21 protein-coding genes are annotated in these 19494 nt (G+C 67.2%); 4 read left to right on the top strand and 17 right to left on the bottom strand.

The genetic code is table 11. The features are described 5' to 3' along the window. Positions 1-81: 81 nt before the first annotated feature. The 3 genes from QTH90_RS09010 to QTH90_RS09000 all read right to left on the bottom strand — a co-directional run bounded on the left by QTH90_RS09010 (position 82) and on the right by QTH90_RS09000 (position 4155). Entirely contained in the window at positions 82-1695 is a 1614-nt protein-coding gene (locus QTH90_RS09010) for a GMC family oxidoreductase (RefSeq protein ID WP_286664123.1), read from the bottom strand. Beyond that, positions 1692-3194 carry a coniferyl aldehyde dehydrogenase gene (locus QTH90_RS09005; RefSeq protein ID WP_286664122.1) on the bottom strand — a complete coding sequence of 501 codons (1503 nt, stop codon included), beginning with the start codon at positions 3192-3194 and terminating at the stop codon, positions 1692-1694. Before QTH90_RS09005 ends, QTH90_RS09010 begins: the two co-directional genes overlap by 4 nt. Before the next feature lie 148 nt (positions 3195-3342). Then, positions 3343-4155, bottom strand: coding sequence for a class I SAM-dependent methyltransferase (locus tag QTH90_RS09000; RefSeq protein ID WP_286664121.1), 813 nt, complete (start codon positions 4153-4155; stop codon positions 3343-3345). A gap of 205 nt (positions 4156-4360) precedes the next feature. On the opposite strand from QTH90_RS09000, the gene QTH90_RS08995 reads away from it, so the two are divergent. Beyond that, positions 4361-4894 (top strand): OsmC family protein, encoded by a 534-nt coding sequence (locus tag QTH90_RS08995; protein ID WP_286664120.1) that lies wholly within the window; start codon positions 4361-4363, stop codon positions 4892-4894. A gap of 10 nt (positions 4895-4904) precedes the next feature. Further along, positions 4905-5873, top strand: a complete 969-nt coding sequence (locus QTH90_RS08990) for an AraC family transcriptional regulator (protein WP_286664119.1) — start codon at positions 4905-4907, stop codon at positions 5871-5873. 12 nt (positions 5874-5885) lie between these two features. Here QTH90_RS08990 and QTH90_RS08985 read toward each other — a convergent pair whose 3' ends face one another. Then, positions 5886-6305, bottom strand: a complete 420-nt coding sequence (locus QTH90_RS08985) for a hypothetical protein (RefSeq protein WP_286664118.1) — start codon at positions 6303-6305, stop codon at positions 5886-5888. Positions 6306-6413: 108 nt separating this feature from the next. Here QTH90_RS08985 and QTH90_RS08980 point away from each other — a divergent pair, with 108 nt between their 5' ends. Together QTH90_RS08980 and QTH90_RS08975 are read left to right on the top strand one after the other, a co-directional pair. Further along, positions 6414-6989, top strand: a complete 576-nt coding sequence (locus QTH90_RS08980; RefSeq protein WP_286664117.1) for a cysteine hydrolase family protein — start codon at positions 6414-6416, stop codon at positions 6987-6989. Next, a complete protein-coding gene (locus QTH90_RS08975) occupies positions 6976-7503 on the top strand; it encodes a GNAT family N-acetyltransferase (protein WP_286664116.1) in 528 nt (175 codons plus the stop codon). Before QTH90_RS08980 ends, QTH90_RS08975 begins: the two co-directional genes overlap by 14 nt. Before the next feature lie 30 nt (positions 7504-7533). On the opposite strand, the gene trxC is transcribed toward QTH90_RS08975, so the two are convergent. From trxC to QTH90_RS08910, 13 genes are all read right to left on the bottom strand, one after another. After that, on the bottom strand, positions 7534-7977 hold the full coding sequence (gene trxC / locus QTH90_RS08970; protein WP_286664115.1) for a thioredoxin TrxC: 444 nt from the start codon (positions 7975-7977) through the stop codon (positions 7534-7536). A gap of 92 nt (positions 7978-8069) precedes the next feature. Then, positions 8070-8909 carry an alpha/beta hydrolase gene (locus QTH90_RS08965; RefSeq protein WP_286664114.1) on the bottom strand — a complete coding sequence of 280 codons (840 nt, stop codon included), beginning with the start codon at positions 8907-8909 and terminating at the stop codon, positions 8070-8072. A gap of 23 nt (positions 8910-8932) precedes the next feature. After that, positions 8933-10936: a hybrid sensor histidine kinase/response regulator gene (locus QTH90_RS08960; protein ID WP_286664113.1), complete on the bottom strand. Its 2004-nt coding sequence runs from the start codon at positions 10934-10936 to the stop codon at positions 8933-8935. A gap of 3 nt (positions 10937-10939) precedes the next feature. Next, a complete protein-coding gene (locus QTH90_RS08955) occupies positions 10940-11830 on the bottom strand; it encodes an ATP-binding protein (protein WP_286664112.1) in 891 nt (296 codons plus the stop codon). Between the two features lie 2 nt (positions 11831-11832). Next, positions 11833-12855, bottom strand: a complete 1023-nt coding sequence (locus QTH90_RS08950; RefSeq protein ID WP_286664111.1) for an anti-sigma regulatory factor — start codon at positions 12853-12855, stop codon at positions 11833-11835. After that, entirely contained in the window at positions 12846-13250 is a 405-nt protein-coding gene (locus QTH90_RS08945) for an anti-sigma regulatory factor (RefSeq protein ID WP_286664110.1), read from the bottom strand. The genes QTH90_RS08950 and QTH90_RS08945 overlap by 10 nt, the downstream gene beginning before the upstream one ends. Continuing rightward, positions 13240-13614, bottom strand: a complete 375-nt coding sequence (locus tag QTH90_RS08940; protein WP_286664109.1) for an STAS domain-containing protein — start codon at positions 13612-13614, stop codon at positions 13240-13242. The genes QTH90_RS08945 and QTH90_RS08940 overlap by 11 nt, the downstream gene beginning before the upstream one ends. A 7-nt stretch (positions 13615-13621) precedes the next feature. Continuing rightward, the gene (locus tag QTH90_RS08935; RefSeq protein WP_286664108.1) at positions 13622-14467 is read right to left on the bottom strand and encodes an STAS domain-containing protein; all 846 of its coding nucleotides are present in this window, start codon (positions 14465-14467) and stop codon (positions 13622-13624) included. Between the two features lie 232 nt (positions 14468-14699). Continuing rightward, positions 14700-15710 carry a Bug family tripartite tricarboxylate transporter substrate binding protein gene (locus tag QTH90_RS08930; RefSeq protein WP_444814697.1) on the bottom strand — a complete coding sequence of 337 codons (1011 nt, stop codon included), beginning with the start codon at positions 15708-15710 and terminating at the stop codon, positions 14700-14702. A gap of 24 nt (positions 15711-15734) precedes the next feature. Then, positions 15735-16724: a hydroxymethylglutaryl-CoA lyase gene (locus QTH90_RS08925; protein WP_286664107.1), complete on the bottom strand. Its 990-nt coding sequence runs from the start codon at positions 16722-16724 to the stop codon at positions 15735-15737. Continuing rightward, positions 16721-17944 (bottom strand): CaiB/BaiF CoA transferase family protein, encoded by a 1224-nt coding sequence (locus QTH90_RS08920; RefSeq protein ID WP_286664106.1) that lies wholly within the window; start codon positions 17942-17944, stop codon positions 16721-16723. Before QTH90_RS08920 ends, QTH90_RS08925 begins: the two co-directional genes overlap by 4 nt. 131 nt (positions 17945-18075) lie before the next feature. Next, a complete protein-coding gene (locus QTH90_RS08915; RefSeq protein WP_286664105.1) occupies positions 18076-18978 on the bottom strand; it encodes a LysR family transcriptional regulator in 903 nt (300 codons plus the stop codon). Continuing rightward, complete coding sequence (locus tag QTH90_RS08910; RefSeq protein WP_286664104.1) at positions 18975-19352, bottom strand: SRPBCC family protein; 378 nt, start codon at positions 19350-19352, stop codon at positions 18975-18977. The genes QTH90_RS08915 and QTH90_RS08910 overlap by 4 nt, the downstream gene beginning before the upstream one ends. Between the last annotated feature and the right edge of the window lie 142 nt (positions 19353-19494).

Below are 19494 nucleotides of genomic sequence, written 5' to 3'. Positions count from 1 at the left end.
TCGCGCGCCAGTGGCAAACGGTGAGGCAAACAAGGACCGCCGTCAAGACGGGTCACCAGGCGCCTGGCAAACCTGTCGAGCTCAGGCCGGCATGTCGGCGCGGATCATGTCCGCGGCCTTCTCGCCGACCATGATGGTGGGTGCATTGGTATTGCCGCCGCACAGGGTCGGCATGATCGATGCGTCGACCACGCGCAGGCGATCGACGCCGCGCACGCGAAGGCGCGCGTCCACCACGGCCGCGGGATCGTCGTCCGGGCCCATCTTGCAGGTGCCGACCGGGTGGTACTGCGTATCGGCTCGATTGCGGATGTCCTCTGCGATGGCTGCGGTGTCGTTGCGGTCGACCGGGTAGAGCATCTTGCCGCGATAGGCGTCGAAGGGGCTGGCTTGCAGGATGTCCATCTGCAATTGCGCGCCCTTGACCAGCAGGTCCAGATCGCGCTCGTCGTCCAGGAACTTCGGATCGATGAGCGGCGCGGCGTGCGGATCCCGGCTCGCCAGCTTCACGCTGCCGCGGCTGTGCGGGCGCAGCACTTCGATGTGGCACGAGTAGCCATGGCCGATGTGCACCTTGCGGCTGTGGTCGTCGACCACCGCCACCACGAAGACCATCTGCAGGTCCGGCACGGTGACGTCCGGCGCCGAGCGCACGAAGGCGCCGGACTCGGCAAAGTTGCTGGTGATGAGCCCGGTGCGGTGCTTCTTCCACTCGGGCATCGCACGCGCCAACCTCAGGCCGCCGGCCAGGGAAAGGCCGAAGGTCGGCGAATCGCTGCGGGTGCGATAGGTCTGCACGTGGTCGATGTGATCGTGAAGGTTCTCGCCGACGCCTTTCAGGTCCCGCACGACCGGAATGCCCATCTGCTGCAAGGCCGCCCCGGGCCCGATGCCCGAGAGCATCAGCAGTTGGGGCGAACCGAAGGCACCGGACGACAGGATCACCTCCCTCCGCGCACGCACCTTCTTCTCTGCGCCGTTCACCGAGTAGGTGACGCCTTGCGCGCGCCGGCCCTCGAAGTCGATGCGAGAGCTCGGCGCGCTTGTCCTCACCACCAGGTTCGGACGCGACAGATGGGGCGTGATGTAGCCCTTGGCAGCGCTGCAGCGCTCGCCGTTCTTCTGCGTCACCTGGTACATGAAGGAGCCGAACTGCTCGGCGCCGTTGTAGTCGGCGACGTAGGGCACGCCGTTCAACGCCGCTGCCGCCAGGAAGGCCTTGTTCAGCACGCTGGGGCTGCGAAGGTCCGCGACGTTGAGGGGGCCACCCGTGCCGTGGAAGCTGCAGTTGCCGTGGTGCTCGTTGTTTTCGGCGCGCTTGAAGTAGGGCAGGACTTCCTCGTACGACCAGCCCGGATTGCCGAGCGACGACCAGTGGTCGTAGTCCCAGCGATGGCCGCGCACATACAGCATCGCGTTGGTCGAACTCGATCCGCCCAGCACCTTGCCGCGCGGCTGGTAGCCCCGGCGGCCGTTGAGGCCCTTTTGTGGAACGGTCTTGAACGCCCAGTTCTTGAACGGGATCGGCAGCATCGTCGCCACCCCGGCGGGCGCGTGGATGAACACGCTGCTGTCCGCACCGCCGGCTTCCAGCAGGCAGACCGTCACGTTCCGATCCTCGCTCAGGCGCGACGCCACGACGCACCCCGCCGAGCCGCCACCCACGACGACATAGTCGAATTCCTCCACGCTCATGCCGCTTCTTTTGGGGACGATGCTGCGGTGCGTGGCGCTGCCAGCCCGGGGTCGGGCTGGCCGAGGAAGAACTTCAAGGTCAGTCGCTGGACGAGCGTTCCGTAGGGCGGGTAGAAGAGGTCGATCGGGAAGAAGCGCTGGCGCTGGAAAACCGTCTTCGCATGCGACAGCTCGCGGAAGCCCTCCTCGCCGTGATAGGTGCCCATGCCCGAATTGCCGATGCCGCCGAAGGGTGCATCGTGGTTCACCACCTGCCAGCCCCAGTCGTTGACCGCGACGCCGCCCGAGTGCGTGCGGCGCAGCAATTGGTCGCGCTCGCCGCCGTCATGGCTGAAGCAGTACAGGGCCAGCGGGCGAGGGCGCTCGTTGATGAAGGCGATTGCGTCTTCCATCGTGTCGTAGGGCACGACGGGCAGGATGGGGCCGAAGAGTTCCTCCTGCATCAAACGCATGTCGGGCGTCATGCCCGTCACGATGTGCAGGGGCATCTGGCGTCCTTCGCCGGCCGGCATGGGGGCGCAGGCCTCGACCGTGGCGCCCTTGGCACGCGCGTCGTCGAGGAGCGCCTGCACGCGCCGGAATTGCCGGTCGTTCACCACGGCGGTGTAGTTCTCGTTGCCGTCCGTGCGGTTGTCGTAGAAGCGGGTGAAGGTGCGCCGCACGCCCGCGATGAATTCATCGACCCGCTCGCGCGGCACCATCGCGTAGTCCGGGGACACGCAGATCTGCCCGCAGTTGGCCGACTTGCCGTGCGTGATGCGCGTGGCCGCATCGCCGACGGGATAGTTGCGCGTCACCAGCGCCGGGGACTTGCCGCCGAGTTCGAGCGTGACGGGCGTCAGGTTGTCCGCCGCCGTGCGCATCACGATCCGGCCCACGGCCGGCGAGCCGGTGAACACGATGTGATTGAACGGAAGCGCCGTGAAGACGTTGGGGTCGGCCAGCTCTTCGCCCACCACGGCCACCAAGTCTTCGGGGAACACCTCCGCCAGCAAGGCCTTGAGCACCGCATTGGTGGCCGGCGTGACCTCCGGCATCTTGATCATCACGCGGTTGCCCGCCGTGAGTGCCGCCGTGAGCGGGCCGAGCGCGAGGTAGATCGGGAAGTTCCACGGCACGATCACGCCGACCACGCCCTTGGGCTGGTAGCGCACCTCGACGCGGTTGCTGAGGAACAGCAGTTCGGTTGAGCGGAGCCTTCGCTTCATCCAGCGGCGCACATGCGAGATGGCGTGGTTGAGTTCGAGCATCGAACCCAGCATGTCGAGCATCTTCGACTCGGCCTCCGAGCGGTAGCCGAAGTCGCTGCTCATGGCCTCGGCCAGCACGTCCTGGTAGCGCTGGACCTGGTGCTTCAGGGCCTTGAGGCGCGACCTTCGTTCATCGGCGCCGGGGTAGGGCTGCTGGTTGAAAGCCGCCTGCTGTGCGTCGAAGATGCGCAGCACGCGTTCGTTCGCCGCGGCCGCGGCTGCATGCCGCATGTCTGTGGTGTCGTTCAATGTGTCTCCTGGTTCTGGCGGTCCGCGCGACGCGGACACCGCCGAGGCTGCCTGCGAATTTAGGGCTTCCCGCGGCGAACGCCTAGATCCAGGGACACATTGGGTGAAATTCCGCCACGCTGTCCGGCAACGTGATGCGCCTGCCGGTTCAGCGCCGCGTGACCACCACTTCGAGGTAGTCGCTGGGCACCACCAGCGAGTTGGCGCCCGCGCGGTTCATGCGGTTCAGCAGTTCGGTCAGGTCCTTGTCCAGTGCCGCCGCGCCATCGGCAGGCAGGGCCGCGAAGGCCTTGTGGACCGGCCCGTACCAGTCGCGGAACACCTCGATGAAATGCGCCGCCGAGCGGTAGCGGAAATTGAACTGGCGAGGCGTCACTGCGATGGCCGCTGCATCGTCGCCAAAGAGCGAACGCAGGTGCGATTCCACGCCCCACAGCGAAGGCGGCTGAACACCCGCCGGCGGCGGCAGATGGCGACCCAGCGTCTTGAACATCTGCCCGACGAAGCCCTCGGGCGTCCAGTTGGCCAGGCCGATCCGGCCGCCGGAACGGCACACCCGCGCCATCTCGGCGGCGGCCTTGGCCTGATCGGGCGAGAACATGACGCCGAATGTCGACAACACGACATCGAAGCTCGCCTTCTCGAAGGGCAGCGCTTCCGCGTCGGCTTCCAGGAATGCGACCTGCAGGTGCTCCGCCTTCGCCCGCTCGGCACCCCGTTCGAGCAGGCTCCCCACGTAGTCCGTCGAGGTCGCGCGGGCGCCGCGGCGTGCGGCGGCGAGCGTGGCATTGCCATTGCCGGCGGCAACGTCGAGCACGCTTTCATCCCAGCGGATATCACAGGCTTCCGCCAACTGCTCACCGACGAGCTGCAGCGTGGTGCCGATCACGGCGTAGTCGCCGCTCGCCCAGGCTGCCATCTGGCGGGTCTTCACGGCGCTGAAATCAATCGGTGCGTTCATCTCTCGAGACTCCTTGTGAATGAGGCCCCACTGTCGTCCGCAGGGCGGGTCCATGTCCTGCCTGTGCGTCGGCGATGCCTGCCCGATCGTCCGCGGGTGTGTCGCGAGGGCCTCCCGGCCAACCGGCATAGGTCGTATCGCACGTTGGCGCCACGGCGCGGCGAGCCCAGAATGGCAGCCATCCAGCCTGTATGGAGAGCAACCCATGGCAGCAGCAGACATCGCGGCGGCATGCCAGCGCGTGGAATCGGTGTTGCAGCGGCGTCCCGAGGCCGGCCTCCACGACGACGCGCCGGCCACGGCACGGTGGAGCGACGGCCTGCGCGTCGTCTCCAGCCACGCCAACGGCACGCAGATCGAGACCGACATGCCCGCGGAAGTCGGCGGCAGCGGCGACCGGGTCTCTCCTGGCTGGATGCTGCGTGCGGGCTGGGCGTCGTGCACGGCCACCTGCATTGCCATGGCCGCCGCCGCGAAGGGGATCGAACTCACATCGCTCGAGGTTCGCGCCAGCAGCCGCTCGGACTTGCGGGGCCTCCTCGGCATGGCCGGCCCGGATGACGAGCCGGTGTACGCCGGACCCCGCGACATGCAGATGCACGTGCGGATCTCGGCCCGCGGCGTAGCGGCCGACCTGCTGCGAGCGCTGGTCGAGGAAAGCTACCGCAGTTCGCCGATGGCCTGCGCCGTGCAGGATGCCTTGCCGGTGAGCTTGCACGTCGACGCCAACGCAGACTGAGGACCACGCCGTGGATGCCTTGTCGGAAACCCTTCGCGTCGTGCGGCTGGTCGGCGCCATCTTCATCAACGCCCGGTTCACCGCGCCGTGGTGCTACCAGTCGCCCCGGGCGGACACGGTGGCGCCGGTGCTGGAGCCGGGCGCCGAACGGGTGGTGATCTTTCACCTGATCACCGACGGCGAGTGCTATGTCGAGATGGCCAACGAGCCGCCGGTGCGCCTCGTTGCGGGCGATGCCATCGTTTTTCCGCAGGGCGACGCGCATCGCATGACCTCGCAGCCCGGCCTTCCGCCCGCCACGGGGGGACGGCTGGACCGGGTGCTCGCGCGTCGTCCGCGCCAGCTGGACTACGGCGGTGGCGGCCCCGCCACACGGCTGGTGTGCGGCTACCTGGCTTGCGATGCGCGGCTCGCGGGCATGCTGTTGACGGGGCTGCCGCCTCTGGTCAGGGTGAACGTGCGCGGATCGAATGCGGGCGCGTGGCTCGAAGCCTCCGTTCGCTACGCACTGGCCGAAGCGCGCTCACCCCGGCCGGGCGGCGCCGGCGTGCTGTCCAAGCTGGCCGAAGTGCTCTTCATCGAGGTCCTGCGCCTCTACATGAACGAGCAGAGCGAAGGCCGGACCGGCTGGCTCGCCGGCGTGGGCGACCGCGTCGTCGGCGCCGCCTTGAACGCGATGCACAAGAATCCCGCACACGCCTGGTCGCTGGATGAGCTGGCGCGCACGGCCAGCAGCTCGCGCTCGGTGCTGGCCGAACGATTCCAGCAATTGGTCGGCAGCTCGCCAATGCAATACCTGACGCAGTGGCGCATGCTGCTGGCTGCCAATCTCCTGAGCCGCAGCAATGCGCCGCTGGCGAGCATTGCAGAAGACGTCGGCTACCAGACCGATACGGCTTTCAGCCGCGCGTTCCGCCGCGAGTACGGGGCGCCGCCTGCCGCATGGCGCCGGAGCCAGACGATGCGCGTGCAGGCCTGACGGAGATCGCCGCTAGTAGGTGTCCTTCAGCGCAGCCGTCGACTTCGGCTTGCCGGTTGAAACCATTGCGCAAGTGTTCCCCGGCTCCACCGATGCGAAGCGCTCGACGATCATGTGCTCGCGCGCCGGGCCTTCCATCGGCTCCCGGATTTCGAGCCGGCCGTCGAAGTTCACCAGCAGGGGCGCCTTCGGCGCGCTGTGCCAGCGCAGGTAGGCGCGTTCGAGCGCGAGGTAGTCGCCCGTCATTGCCACCGGCCATCGCTTGCCGCTGGCGCAATCGGTGAAGGCCGCCGAATCGGCGAAGTAGACGAACTCGCCACGCCATTGCACAGGTTGCGCGTGGGCGCTCGCAAAGAGGGCGGCGAGCAATGTGCAGGCCATCCATTTCGCGGTCGAGGTGGGGCTGTGACCAAGGCGCCAGGAGATGTGCATTCATCGATCCTTCCGTGCAACGATCTTCATCGTCTGAGCGCTCCATCATGGCAGATGGTCCGGGGTTCGGCTTCGCGCTGTGGGGTATCTCGGTCAGAATTCGAAACCATGAACACAGCACTTCTCGTGATCGACGTGCAGCAGGGCCTGTGCGAAGGCGAGCATGACGCCTTCGAGTCGCAGGAGGTCATCGGCCGAATCAATCGCGTGTCCGGCAAGGCGCGTGCGTCGGGTGCGCTGGTGGTCTTCATCCAGCACGAATCCAGGTCCGGCTACCTCGAGTTCGAGTCGGATGCGTGGCAACTCGCCCGCGGTCTCCACGTCGACCCGACGGACCTGCGCGTTCGCAAGACGACCCCGGACTCGTTTCATCGCACGGAGCTGGAGCACTTGCTCAAGGCGCATGCGATCACGGATCTTGTGATCTGCGGGATGCACACCGAATTCTGCGTGGACACCACGGCGCGCCGGGCGCTGGCGCTGGGATTCCCCGTCGTCCTGGTCGAGGATGCGCACACCACCGAAGGCAACCGGCATCTGTCGCCCATCCAGGTGATCCGGCATCACAACGAGACGCTCACGAACATCCGCAGCTTCGGTCCGAGAGTGCGCGCCGTCTCGACCGAAGACTTGCACATCGAAACCCGTCAGTTCCCATCCGGAGGCAGCCATGCAGGTACGTGACGCTGAAGCAGGCGACATCGCTGGCATCGTTGCCATCTACAACGACGCGGTGTTGCACACCACGGCGATCTGGAACGAGAAGACCGTCGACGCGGCCAATCGTGAAGCCTGGCTGGCCGACCGTCGACGCGTCGGCTACCCGGTGCTCGTGGCGATCGACGAAAGCGGCGCCGTCGCCGGCTATGCGTCATTCGGCGACTGGCGCGCCTTCGATGGCTACCGCCACACGGTGGAGCATTCGGTTTACGTTCGCAAGGATTGCCGCGGCGCGGGCATTGGCAAGACGCTCATGATCGCCCTGATCGATCGTGCACGCAGCATCGGCAAGCATGTGCTGGTGGCGGGCATCGACGCGAAGAATGCCGGCTCCATCGAGATGCACAAGAAGCTCGGGTTCGAGGAAGTCGGTCTCCTGAAGGAAGTCGGCACCAAGTTCGGCGGCTGGCTCGACCTTGCCTTTCTTCAACTCAGGATCGATTCGCGCGCCGAACCGGACAAGCTGCCCTTGCCTTGATGGAACGGGCGGGCCGTCGCGTCGCTTCGGCTATTTCGAATGGGCCTGCACCCATCGGACGATGTCCGCTGCGCCCATGGCGCCGGCCTGACGCGCCACCTCCCGCCCGCCCTTGAAAAGCGCGAGGGTCGGGATGCTCCGGATATTGAAGCGCGCGCCGAGGGCGGGGACGGCCTCGGTGTCGACTTTCGCAAGCCTGACGTTGGGCTCCAGTTGCGCCGCCGCCTGCTCGAAGCCCGGCGCCATCTGGCGGCACGGCCCGCACCACGGCGCCCAGAAATCGACCAGCACCGGAAGCTCGTTGCGTGCGACGTGACGGTCGAAGGAGGCTTCGTCCAATGCGGTTGAGTGACCGGTGAACAGCGGCTGATGGCACTTGCCGCAGTCCGGCGCGCTGCCGAGTTGCGCTTTGCGCACGCGGTTGGTGGTGTGGCAATGCGGGCACACGATGTGCAGCGTATCGGTCTCGGTCATGGTTCCTCCGTCGGCATTCTGGCCAGGGACGGAATCTGGTGCTCCGTGCGCAGATTTCAAGTGAGCGGCGGGACCGTTCGAGCTGTCTCGGCTCAGGCCGCCTTGGGCTCAGGCAGGACTGTGGTCAACGCGAAGTCGATCAGATGGAGCCAGGTCGCTTCGAGGCCCATGATGCTGTGGTGGTTGGAGCCGGGGATGGTCTGCACGGAGACCGGCGTCGGCCAGGCGGCGATGAGCTTCTCGGAGCGCTCCGGCAACACGACGTCATCCGTCTCGGCCAGCAGAACCTGGGTCTTGGCGGCAACCTCGCGGCTGTGGGCCAGGGAGTTGAATTGATGCCGCAGCAGGAGCGAGAGCGGAACCAGCGGAAAGCGTCGCTTTGCCACCTCCAGCATCGAATCGTATGGCGTGACCAACTGGAGGCTCGAGAACGACTGCCGCGCCACCAGCTGGATGGCCACGCCTGTCCCCAGGCTTCGGCCGACGACGTGCAGGCGCGCGTTCGGCAAGGCACGGCGCAGATGATTGGCAAACTGGCACGCGTCCTGGACTGAGGCGACTTCGGACGGATGACCTTCGGAATCGGCCACCCCCCGGTAGTTGATTGCCGCAAATCCGAAACCTTCGGGAAGCCAGTGCAGCGCCTGGGCCGTGGCGCGGACGTCCTCGCCACGGCCCGCGAAATAGATGAACAGGTCCTGCAGCGCTTCCTCGCCTTGCGGGTGATACACATACCCGCGGACCATCCCACCCGGCACGGTGTGGGAGTAGGTGGAAAAGTCGTCGGACAGGTGGACGACGGGGTGCTTGCGCGCGTCGAAGAGGATGTGCCCCTGGCGCAGGGCGAGGAGGGTCCAGTAGGTCGCGATGCTTCCAAGGGCGGCTGCCGAAGCAGACAGTGCGATGCGGGCGACTTTGGCTTTGGATGACAAGAGGTGGGCTCCGTGGTGAGCGTTCACGCCAGGCTGCCGTCTCCCGCGTCGCCAGGCGTGCGTCCAGCGAGTTCGACGATGGCGGCGATCAGGCGGTGCGGCTGCAGCGGCTTTCCCAGGTGGACGTCGAAACCTGCGGCCAGGGCGCGTTCCCTGTCCTGGTTGCGGGAGAAGGCCGTCAGCGCGACGGCAAGGAGACGACGCCCCATCGTGGCGTGAGCGGCGCTGCGAAGTTCGCGGATCAATTCATAGCCGTCTCGCCCCGGCAGGCCGATGTCGCTGACCAGCACGTCCGGCCAGCTTTGTGCCGCGGCCTGGAGCGCGCTGTCGTAGTCGATGGCCAGTCGCACGTGGGCGCCTGCGTCCGCCAGCACGACATGCAGCATCTCGCTGGCATCGGTGCTGTCCTCGACGACCAGCACCTCCATGTCCTTGAGCGGCGAGCTATGGGTCGAGGGGATTTCGTCGGCGTCATGCACGGCGCCCGGCGCGGCCTCGGTATCGGTCTGGGCCACATGAAGCTCGACCTCGAAGAGGGCTCCCTTGTCCTCTCCCTCGCTCGCCGCGACCACACCACCGCCGTGCAGTTCAGCCAGGTGCTTGACGATCGACAGCCCCAGCCCGAGGCCGCCGTGGAAACGGCTGTCCGGGGAGTCGCTCTGCGTGAAGCGGTCGAACAGGTGCTCGATGAAATCGGGCCGGATGCCTCTGCCGAAGTCGCGCACCGACAGCTTCAGCACGTCGCCTTCACGCGCAAGCACGACCTCGATGGCGCCGCCTTCCCTGGAGAACTTGATGGCATTGGTCATCAGGTTCCACACGATCTGCTGGAAGCGTGTCGGGTCGAGCCATGCCGAGCGCGAATCGCCCGGGGACTGGATGTCGAGCGTGAGCTGCTTGGCACTGATCGAATCGCGAAGCGCGTCGATCGCGGTGTTCACGACTTCCGCCGGGTCGGTCCACTGGCGGTCCAGGCGCAGCTTGCCGGAGTTGATGCGCGAAACGTCGAGGATGTCCGAGATGATGCGCGCCTGCGCATGGACATTGCGGTCGATGGCCTCCAGGCCCTTCAGCATCTCGGGTGTGGTGCCGCGCTTCTTGAGGATGTGCACCCAGCCGGAGATGGAGTTGAGGGGCGTGCGCAACTCGTGCGACAGGACGGCGACGAAGTCGTCCTTCGTGCGGCTGTGGCGCTCGGCCGTGGTCCGCGCCGCCTGTTCGCGCTCCAGCACCTCCTGCCGCCGTCGATCCAGCTCCTGCCGCTCGGACACGTCGACCGCAATGCCGATGCGAAGCCCCGGCTCCAGGTGGGCGGAGATGCTCCATTGCAGGTAGACCCAGGCACCGTCCGGACGCATGAGCGGAAACTCGCCGTGCCAGGAGGCGCCTTCCTCCAGCGCGGTGATCGTCCGGTGGCTCACGAAGTCGGTCCATTCGGACGGTGCAAAGTCGCTGATGGGCCGGCCGAGCAGTTCTTCCCGCGACCGGCCCAGCATCCGCGCCATCGCCGGGTTCACGTCCGCGAACGCGCCGTTGGCCTGGAACAGCGCCATGCCGCTGAGGGCCTGGCTGAAGACCGCGCGAAAGCGGATGTCGCTGCGCCGGAAGCTGTCTTCCGCCAGGCGCGCGCGGATCAACGCCTGCAGCGTGGCGGTGAGGACCGCCGGTTCCACCGGATGGACCAGGTAGGCGTCGGCGCCCGCGTTCAGGCCTGCGACCTTGTCCTCGTTTTCCACGTAGGTGGCCGACAGATGGATGATGGGCAGCAGCGATGTGCGCTCGTCCGAACGGATCAGCCGGCAGACCTCGAAGCCGCTCATGTCGGGCAGGTGGACGTCCAGGACCACCGCCGAGACGCGCCGGACGGACTTGGCCACCGCCTCGGCGCCGGTAGCGGCTTCTTCCGTCAGGAAGCCGGCCGCGCGAACGAAGCGCGCAGTGGAGTAGCGTGTCGTCGGGTTGTCGTCGACCACCAGCACCACGTGCTGGCTGCGATCGATGGTGGTCTGGATGACGCTTTCAGGCACGAATCACCCCGCGACGCCAGTGCCCTGCGGTCGGGCAGATATCTCGAGCTGGACCGGGACGATCACCGAGAACGTCGACCCCTTGCCCAGCTCGCTCTCCAGTTCCACCCGGCCGCCCAGCAGGATGGCCAGCTGCTTGCTCAGGGACAGGCCCAGGCCGGTGCCCCGCAGGCGCTTCTGCACCGGGGAATCGATCTGGGAGAAGTCGTTGAACACGGCGCCGTGGTACTTCGAATCGATGCCGATGCCGGTATCGCTCACCGAGAACCTGATGAAAGCCTCCCCCTCGCGCGTGGCCGAAACCCGGACTTCCCCATGGGTCGTGAACTTCAGGGCGTTGGAGATGAAGTTGCGCAGGATCTGGGACAGCTTCCGATCGTCGGTGTAGAGCTTGGGCAGACCCTCCGGTTCCTCGAACACCAGCGACATGTCGGGATTCGTCAGCACCGGCTTGAACATGCCGCGCAACGCCGAAAAGAGGTCGACCATCTCGAACCAGGCCGGCGAGATCTCGACCCTGCCGGCCTCGATCTTGGCGAGGTCCAGCAGGTCGTCGACCATGTCGGAGAACTCCGTGGCCGTCGACTGGATGAAGGCGACCTGTTTCTCCTGCTCCGGCGTCAGGGGACCATCGACCCGGTCCACGAGAAGGCGGGCGATGCTCCGGATGGCGCTGATGGGCGTCCGGAACTCGTGGCTCATGTAGGCGAGGAAGCGGCTCTTGAGCTCGGTCGCCCGCTTGAGCTGTTCGGCCTGCGCGTCGAGTTCGGCGTAGAGCGCCACCACGCCCCGGTTGGTTTCCTCGAGTTCGGCTCGCAGAGCTTCGACCTCCTGCTGGCTTGCCGCCAGGGCCGCCGCATCGATGCTGGACTGCTCTGTATCTGTGGTCGACATCCCTAGTCCCTTCGACGGACCACCACGATGGTGGCATCGTCGCGCTTTCTGGAATGGTGGCGCATCAGGATGGCCGCCACCAGGGCCGGGTCTCGCCCGAGCACCGGCAGGATGTGTTGAGTATCCCACCGCGACGCGATGCCGTCGCTGTGCACGACGACCAGCGCATGGAGCGGCAGCGCCATCGAGGTTTCGTCGGGCTTGCGTATCTGCACGCCGGCCGTGCCATGCTGGGTGACCATCGAGCGGTCGTAGACGCCGGAGACAACCCGCACCGCCACATTGCCGGCGCCAGCGCATCGCAGCGTGTCATCGCCGGAAAGCCGGACCACGCACACGGCCGCGCCGCGGGTCGTCTTGAGATCGACGTGGATCTGTTCGACCATGCCTCGAAGGTCGCGCAGCGGCTCGTCCAAGAGGGTGGCAACCGCCAGTTGCGAAGGCTTGGCGGCCTCCGGGCCGTGCCCCAGGCCGTCCGCGACCAGCGCCGTGAGCCCCGCAGCATCGAAGGCTGCGCCCCACGAGTCGCCGCACTCAGTCTCGCCGGGTATCGGCACGCAGACGGCGCCGACCTCGAAGGCGTGTCTGTCTGCAGCGTGCCCGACGCCAGTCGCGGCGTGCTTGCGCACCCGGGCGAGGCACACCGTGCCATGCGGCACCGCGCTGTGGATGTCGAAGTCGCTGGCCAGGCGCTTGACTGCGCCGAGGCCGGTGCCGGGGGAACTGCCGGTGGTGAAGCCGTCTTCCATGGCCCGCGCCACATCCTCGATGCCGGGGCCCTCGTCGATGGCCAGCACCTCGACGTCCGAGTGATCGGGCCGGGCCGCGATCAGCAGTTGGCCATGGCGCGCATGGCGCAGCAGGTTGGTGCCGAGTTCGGTGACCACCAGGGCCAGGCGTCCCGCCTCCGTGTCACTGAGGCCCAGTTCCGCGGCGGCCTGGGCGGCGTGGCGTCGCGCCTCCCCGACGCGGCTGGCGTCGCCCATGGGAAAGGAGATGTGGGTCCAGCCCCGGATCACTTCCACTTGGTGATGCTCACTCGAGTGCCTCGGCCGGGCGCGGAGTCGATCTCGAAATCGCTCACCAGGCGCCTGCTTCCGGGCAAGCCCAGGCCCATGCCGCTGCCGCTCGTCCAGCCGTCGGTCAAGGCCAGCTTCACGTCCGCGATGCCGGGGCCCTCGTCCTCGAAATGCAGCTGCAGGCCCTGCTTGCCTTCGCGTTCGAGCAGCTCCCAGCGCATGCGCCCGCCGCCGCCGTGAATCAGCGTGTTGCGCGACAGTTCGCTCGCGGCGGTGATCATCTTGGTCTGGTCGACCAGGGAGAATTTGAGCCGCTGGCAAAGAGCGCGCACCAGCTGGCGGCTGGTCACGATGTTCTGCTCGGACAGCACCGGAAGTTCGCCGGAGCGCTCAGTTTCCAAGTCGGCTCTCCTGGCGCGCCTTGCGCAGGAGCTCCATGCCGCGCTCGACATTGAGCGCGGTCCTGACGCCTTCGAGCGACAAGCCGAGTTCGATCAGGGTGATGGCAACTGCCGGCTGCATGCCGACGACGACCGTCGTTGCCGAAAGAATGCGCGCGATGCTCGAGATGCTGGTGAGCATGCGCCCGACGAAGGAGTCGACGATCTCCAGCGCGGTGATGTCGATCATGACGCCGCTGGCGCCGGTCTTGGCGATCTTGTCGGCCAGGTCGTCCTGCAAAGTCAGGGCCGTCTGGTCCTGCATGTCCACCTGGATGGTGACCAGCAGCGTTTCGCCCATGCGCAGGATCGGGATGCGTTCCATGGCGGCTTCAGTCGCTGTGCGTGATGCGCCAGCCCGTCTTCTGGAACGCGAGGCCCAGCGCGTCGGCCAGCGTGGCCTTGGTGCTGATGCCCTGCAGGTCGATCCCCAGGTGAACGATGGTCTGCGCAATCTGGGGGCGGATCCCGCTGATGATGCAGTCGGCGCCCATCAGTCGGATCGCACTGACTGTCTTGAGCAGATGCTGCGCGACCAGCGTGTCCACGGTGGGCACGCCGGTGATGTCGATGATCGCGAGCTCCGACTCGGTTTCCACGATCTTCTGGAGCAGGGTCTCCATGACGATCTGCGTCCGGTTGCTGTCCAGGATGCCGATCATGGGAACGGCCAGCACGCCGTCCCACAGCTTGATGACGGGCGTGGACAGCTCGAGCAGCTCTTCCTGCTGGCGCTTGATGATGTCCTCGTGCGCCTGCTGGAAGGTGGCGACCGTGCGCTGTGCGAGCTTGTCGACCAGCGTCGTGGCCGTCCACAGGGCCGGCATCAGGGCAGCGGGGTCGGAGGCCAGCTTGCGCTGCAGCCCGTCGAACAGCGGCTTCTTGAGGGCGAGGACAAAGAGGCTGGTGTCGCCGGCCGACTGGCCTCGTGCGGCTCGCGAGCGCGACAGGGACTCCAGGACCTGGCGGGTGCCGGCCCATGCCGGGGCTTCCATCGCGCCCGGGTCGGCGTCTGCCGCCAACGCCTCGCGCAGCAGCCGGAGCAGTTCTTCCGCATCCGGCTGGATCGCCCGGCGTGCAGCCGGATCGGTGGCCCCGACTTCGTCGAGCCAGACCTCGACGACTCTGCCTTTGTCGTCCTGCAAGGCAGACAGGATCGCTTGGAGTTCACTCTTCATGTGTTTGACTTCCCGGGCTTGAGGGGAACGACGCTTGCCTCGGGAAATCCGGGCAGGCGCAAGGCGCGGGCAATTCTATGGGCCGGTTGCCCCCCTCCGAGGCCCGGGAGAGTTGCCGCGGCGTTGGCCTACAGAGTGTCGGGCTCCGGGCTGACGAGGAAGAACCGGAAACCCATCGGCTTCCGGTGTCTTCCTTGGTTCACCCGGCCACCGGCTCCGGGTGGGCGCGCGCTCACTCGGCCTGGATTCGCGCCGCCTTGACCACATCCCCCCAGCGAGCCAGTTCCGCCTTGCTGTAGTCGCCGAGCTTCTTCGGGTCCATGTAGTCGGCGGAGGCTCCCTGTTCAGCCGCCTTCTGCTGGAAAGCCTGCGTCGCAGTGATCTTGGCGATCTCGCTGGTCAGGCGGTCGACCACGGCCTGCGGTGTCTTGGCCGGCGCGAACAGCGCGAACCATGAGGTGGCGTCGAGCTTGGGCATGCCGGCCTCGGCGGCCGTCGGCACGTTGGGCAACGAAGGCAGCCGTGCCTTGCCGGTGACCGCCAGCGCGCGCAACTTGCCCGCCTGGATGTGCTGCATGAAGGGCGGCGGCGTGCCGAAGGTCATGTCGACCTGGCCGCCGAGCAGGTCTTGCAGCGCCGGGCCTGTTCCCTTGTATGGCACGTGCGTGAGCTGGATGCCGGCCTGCTGCTCGAGCATGGCGCCCGTCACGTGCTGGAGCGAACCATTGCCGGACGACGCATAGGTCAGCTTGCCCGGGTTGGCCTTCGCGTAGGCGATCAACTCGGCGAGGTTCTTCGCAGGCACGCCCTCGCGCACCACGATGACCTGGGGCGCGCTCAGCACGTTGGCAACGGGACGGAAATCCTCCGCGGACCATTGCGGCTTCTGCTGACTCACATGCGGGGTGATCACGTGGTAGCCCGAGTACTGCATCAACAACGTATAGCCGGCCGGGTCGGCGCGCTTCACCGCGATGGCGGCAATCGCCCCATTGCCCCCACCCTTGTTGTCGACGATCACCGATTGGCCGAGCGCCTTGCCCAGCGGATCGGCCAGCATGCGTGCCGAGATGTCGGTCGTGCCGCCGGGCGCGGTGGGAACCACCAGGGTGATGGGGCGGCTTGGATACGGCCCGTCCTCGGCGACGGCGAGCCCCGCGCCGGCCATGCCGGAAGCCGCGATGAGCGCAACCAGTGTGCGGCGTGTGAACGGTGTTGCGAAAGTGATTCTTTGCGATGTCATGGTTGTCTCTCGGTTGTTGGAAATTCAGATGGCTCGTGCGAGCGCACGTTCACGGATGGCGGCGAAATCCGCAGGCACCGGATGCAGGTCGAGCCGGCGCCCCGCCTTGACGATCTGGCTCGGAATGTCGTGGCCGATCAGCGCCGGCAGGCGCCTGGACGCATCGATCAGCAGCGCGAGATCGACCCCGGTGCGGTAGCCCATCAGCTCGAGCGCGTGGACGATCTCCTCGCTGCAGACGTTGCCGGTGGCGCCGGGTGCATACGGGCAGCCGCCGATGCCGCCGAGCGACGCGTCGAAGCGGTCGGCACCGGCGCCGATGGCTGCCAGCACATTCGCCAGCCCCATCCCGCGCGTGTTGTGGAAGTGCAGCGTGACTTCGGTGTCAGGCCAGCGCTCGCGGAATGCTGCGGTGAGCGCCGCGACCTGCCCTGGGTAGGCCATGCCGGTGGTGTCGCACAGCGTGACGCCGCGTGCGCCCATGTCCTCGACGAAGCGGGTGCACCAGTCGAGCACCGTGGCAACGGGCACATCGCCCTCCATCGGGCAACCGAAGGAGCACGAGAGCGAAACGTTGACCGGCACCTTGGCCTGCCGTGCCAGAGCGTTGACCTCCGACAGCGCGGCAAAAGACTGCTCGCGCGTCATCCGCAGGTTGGCGAGGTTGTGGCTCTCGCTGGCCGACATCACGAGGTTGAGTTCGTCGGCATTGGCGTCGATGGCGCGCTCGGCGCCGCGAACGTTGGGCACCAGCGCGCTGTAGACCACGCCGGGCCGGCGCTCGATCTCGCGCAGAACGATCTCGGCATCGCGCAACGCCGGGATCGCCTTTGGCGAGACGAAGGCCGTCACCTCGATCTTTGACAAGCCGGCTTGCGACAGCGCGTTGACCAGCGCGATCTTGTCTTCCGTCGGAACAAAGGCCTGCTCCACCTGCAGGCCGTCGCGCGTGCCGACCTCCTGCATGTGGATGCGCCGGCCGGCGCCGTTCCAGAGCGTGTCGTTGGCGTTCATGCGACCACCTTCCTGCCGCGCAGGGCGGCGATGTCTTGAGTTGAAAAACCGAGTTCGTCGAGTACCGCATCGGTGTCGTCGCCCAGGCGGGGCGCCGACGAGCGCACGGTGCCCGGCGTACCGAGCAGCTTGGGCACGACGCCAGGAACGTCGACCACGTAGCCGTCGCGCGTGGTCTGCTGGAGGATCATGTCGCGCGCCCGGTAGTGCGGGTCTTCGTCGATGTCCTTCGCTGTGTAGACCTTGCCGGCCGGCACCCGGGCTTCGCCGAGGACGGCGAGGACCTCCACCACGGCGCGCGATTGCGTCCAGGCCTCGATCGCCTCGTCGAGCTGCGCGACGCGTGCCACCCGGCCGGCGTTGTTGGCGAGTCCGGCATCGGCGCCCAGGTCGTCGCGGCCGATGACCTGCATCAGCCGCTTGAAGATGCTGTCGCCATTGCCTGCGATCAGCACGTAGCCGTCGCTGCACCGGTAGGCGTTCGACGGTGCGATGCCCGGCAGCGCGCTGCCGGCCGCCTCGCGCACCGCACCGAATGCGCTGTACTCGGGCAGCAGGCTTTCCATGACGTTGAAGACCGCCTCGTGCAGCGCCACGTCGATCACCTGTCCCTGGCCGCCGTTGACCTTGCGGTGGTACAGCGCGGTGAGGATACCGATGGTGCCGTGCAGCGCGGCCAGCGTGTCGCCGATCGAGATGCCGCAGCGCACCGGAACGCGGCCCGGCTCGCCGGTGAGATGCCGCAAGCCGCCCATCGCCTCGCCGATGGCGCCGAAGCCCGGGAGGTCGCGATAGGGGCCGGTCTGGCCGTAGCCCGAGATGCGCAGCATCACCAGGCCCGGGTTGAGCTTCGACAGGACGTCGTAGCCCATGCCCCAGCCTTCCAGCGTGCCGGGGCGGAAGTTCTCGATCAGGACGTCGGCCTCGGCGATCAGCTTGCGGGCGATGTCCTGTCCTTCGGGGCTGCGCAGGTCGAGCGCGATGGAGCGCTTGTTGCGCGACTGCACTTGCCACCAGACCGACGTGCCTTCCTTGATGAGGCGCCAGTTGCGCAGCGGATCGCCCGTGCCCGGCGCCTCGATCTTGATCACGTCCGCGCCGAATTCGCCGAGCGTCTTGCCGGCGAAGGGGCCGGCGATCAGCTGGCCCATCTCGATGACGCGCAAGCCCTTCAGGGCCGCGGGCGTCAGCGGCAGGGTGGGGGCGGACTCTTCGTTCATGCGTGTGTCTCCTTGGGGTGCATGAATTCTCGAATCGCCGCCCCGCCAAGGGAACGACAAAGCCGCAGACCCAGCTTTCGTGGATCGCGAAAGCGGGCGCGGGTTTCCCCCGAAGGATCCCCGCGGCGACGCTAGTGCCCGCCCGGGTCGCAGAGGTGGTCGATCAACAGGCGCACGTGCCGCGGCACGGCGCTGGCGTCGCGCAATCCGATCAGGAGGCGACGCCTGGCCCATGAATCCTGCAAGGTGATCTGCTTCAGGTTCATCGAGCGCAGATGGGGCTGGACCGCTTCGCGCGGCAGCACCGCGACGCCCAGGCCGGCCGCCACCATCTGGCACATCGCATCGAAGCTGCGGACCTGCAGGCGCATCTTCAGGCTGCGGCCGAGCGCCTTGGTCTCGGCTTGCAGGCGCTTGGCCAGCGAGGTGCCCTTGGGAAGGCTGACGAAGTCGTAGTCGATGGCCTCGGCGAAGTGCACGGAGCGGCGGCGCGCGAGGGGATGGCCCTGCGGCACCACGAGGACCAGGCGGTCTTCGCGGTAGTTCATCTGGTGCAGGCCCAGGGCGGGCGTGCGGTCGGCGAAGATGCCGATATCGGCGCGGCCGTCGAGCACTGCCAGCACCACTTCGCCGCTGTCCTCTTCCTCGAGTTCGATGCGAATGCCGGCGTTCGCACGGACGAAGGACGAGATGTCCGCCGGCAGGAATTGCGTCACTGCCGACGTGTTGGCCCACAGGCGCACGACGCCCACCAGGCCAGTCGCGTAGTCCGACAGATCCGCGGCCAGTTGGTCGACGTCGCTGAGGATGCGTTGTGCGTGCACCTGCAGCGCGTGGCCGGCCACGGTCAGGGTGATGCCGCGCGAATGGCGCTCCAGCAAGGTGGCGCCCACGGCCGCCTCGAGGTCCGTGATGCGCTTGCTGGCGGCGCCCACGGCGAGGTGCGCCAGTTCGGCGCCCTTGCTGATGCTGCCGCTGCGCGCCACCAGGCTGAACAGCGAGAGCGAAAAAAGATCGAGCCGATGGAGATTCACGGCAATTCGAGCAGGCGCTTCAACGCTGCGAGGTCGCGGCGAACATGCGCCACGTCCGCGTCGAAGTTTTCCTGGCTGACGCCTGCCAGCCGGAGCACGACGAAGGTCAGCAGGCTTCCGTCGCCGCAGGGCGTGACGCGGAACGCGTTGTGGACGCTGAGCCCGTTCGGGAGCGTGACGTCGTGGTCGAGCACGCCGAACGAATTGACCGGCGCCATCTCCACCTTGACCTGGCCCATCGGCGAGTCGGCGAACCATGCGCCATCGCGGTGCTCGATGCCTGCCGCCAGGCCGGACGCCCACGACGGCAGGTTTTCCATCTGCCGGGTGAAGTCATAGACAACCTTCGCCGGTACGTCGAGTGTCTCGCTCACGACCCATGCCTCTTGTATTGCGGCCACGCCTTGCCTTTCCCGTCTTGAATGGCCCGCATGCTGCCACAGCCCGGCAGCGGGAGTGCCCCTTGGTGCAATAGACCCGCTGGCGCCCTGCCACTACCCTGCGTGTCCGGATTTC

This window comes from Variovorax flavidus (assembly GCF_030317145.1).
Classification (GTDB): domain Bacteria; phylum Pseudomonadota; class Gammaproteobacteria; order Burkholderiales; family Burkholderiaceae_C; genus Variovorax; species Variovorax flavidus.
This window is presented reverse-complemented; position numbering and strand designations above follow the sequence as displayed.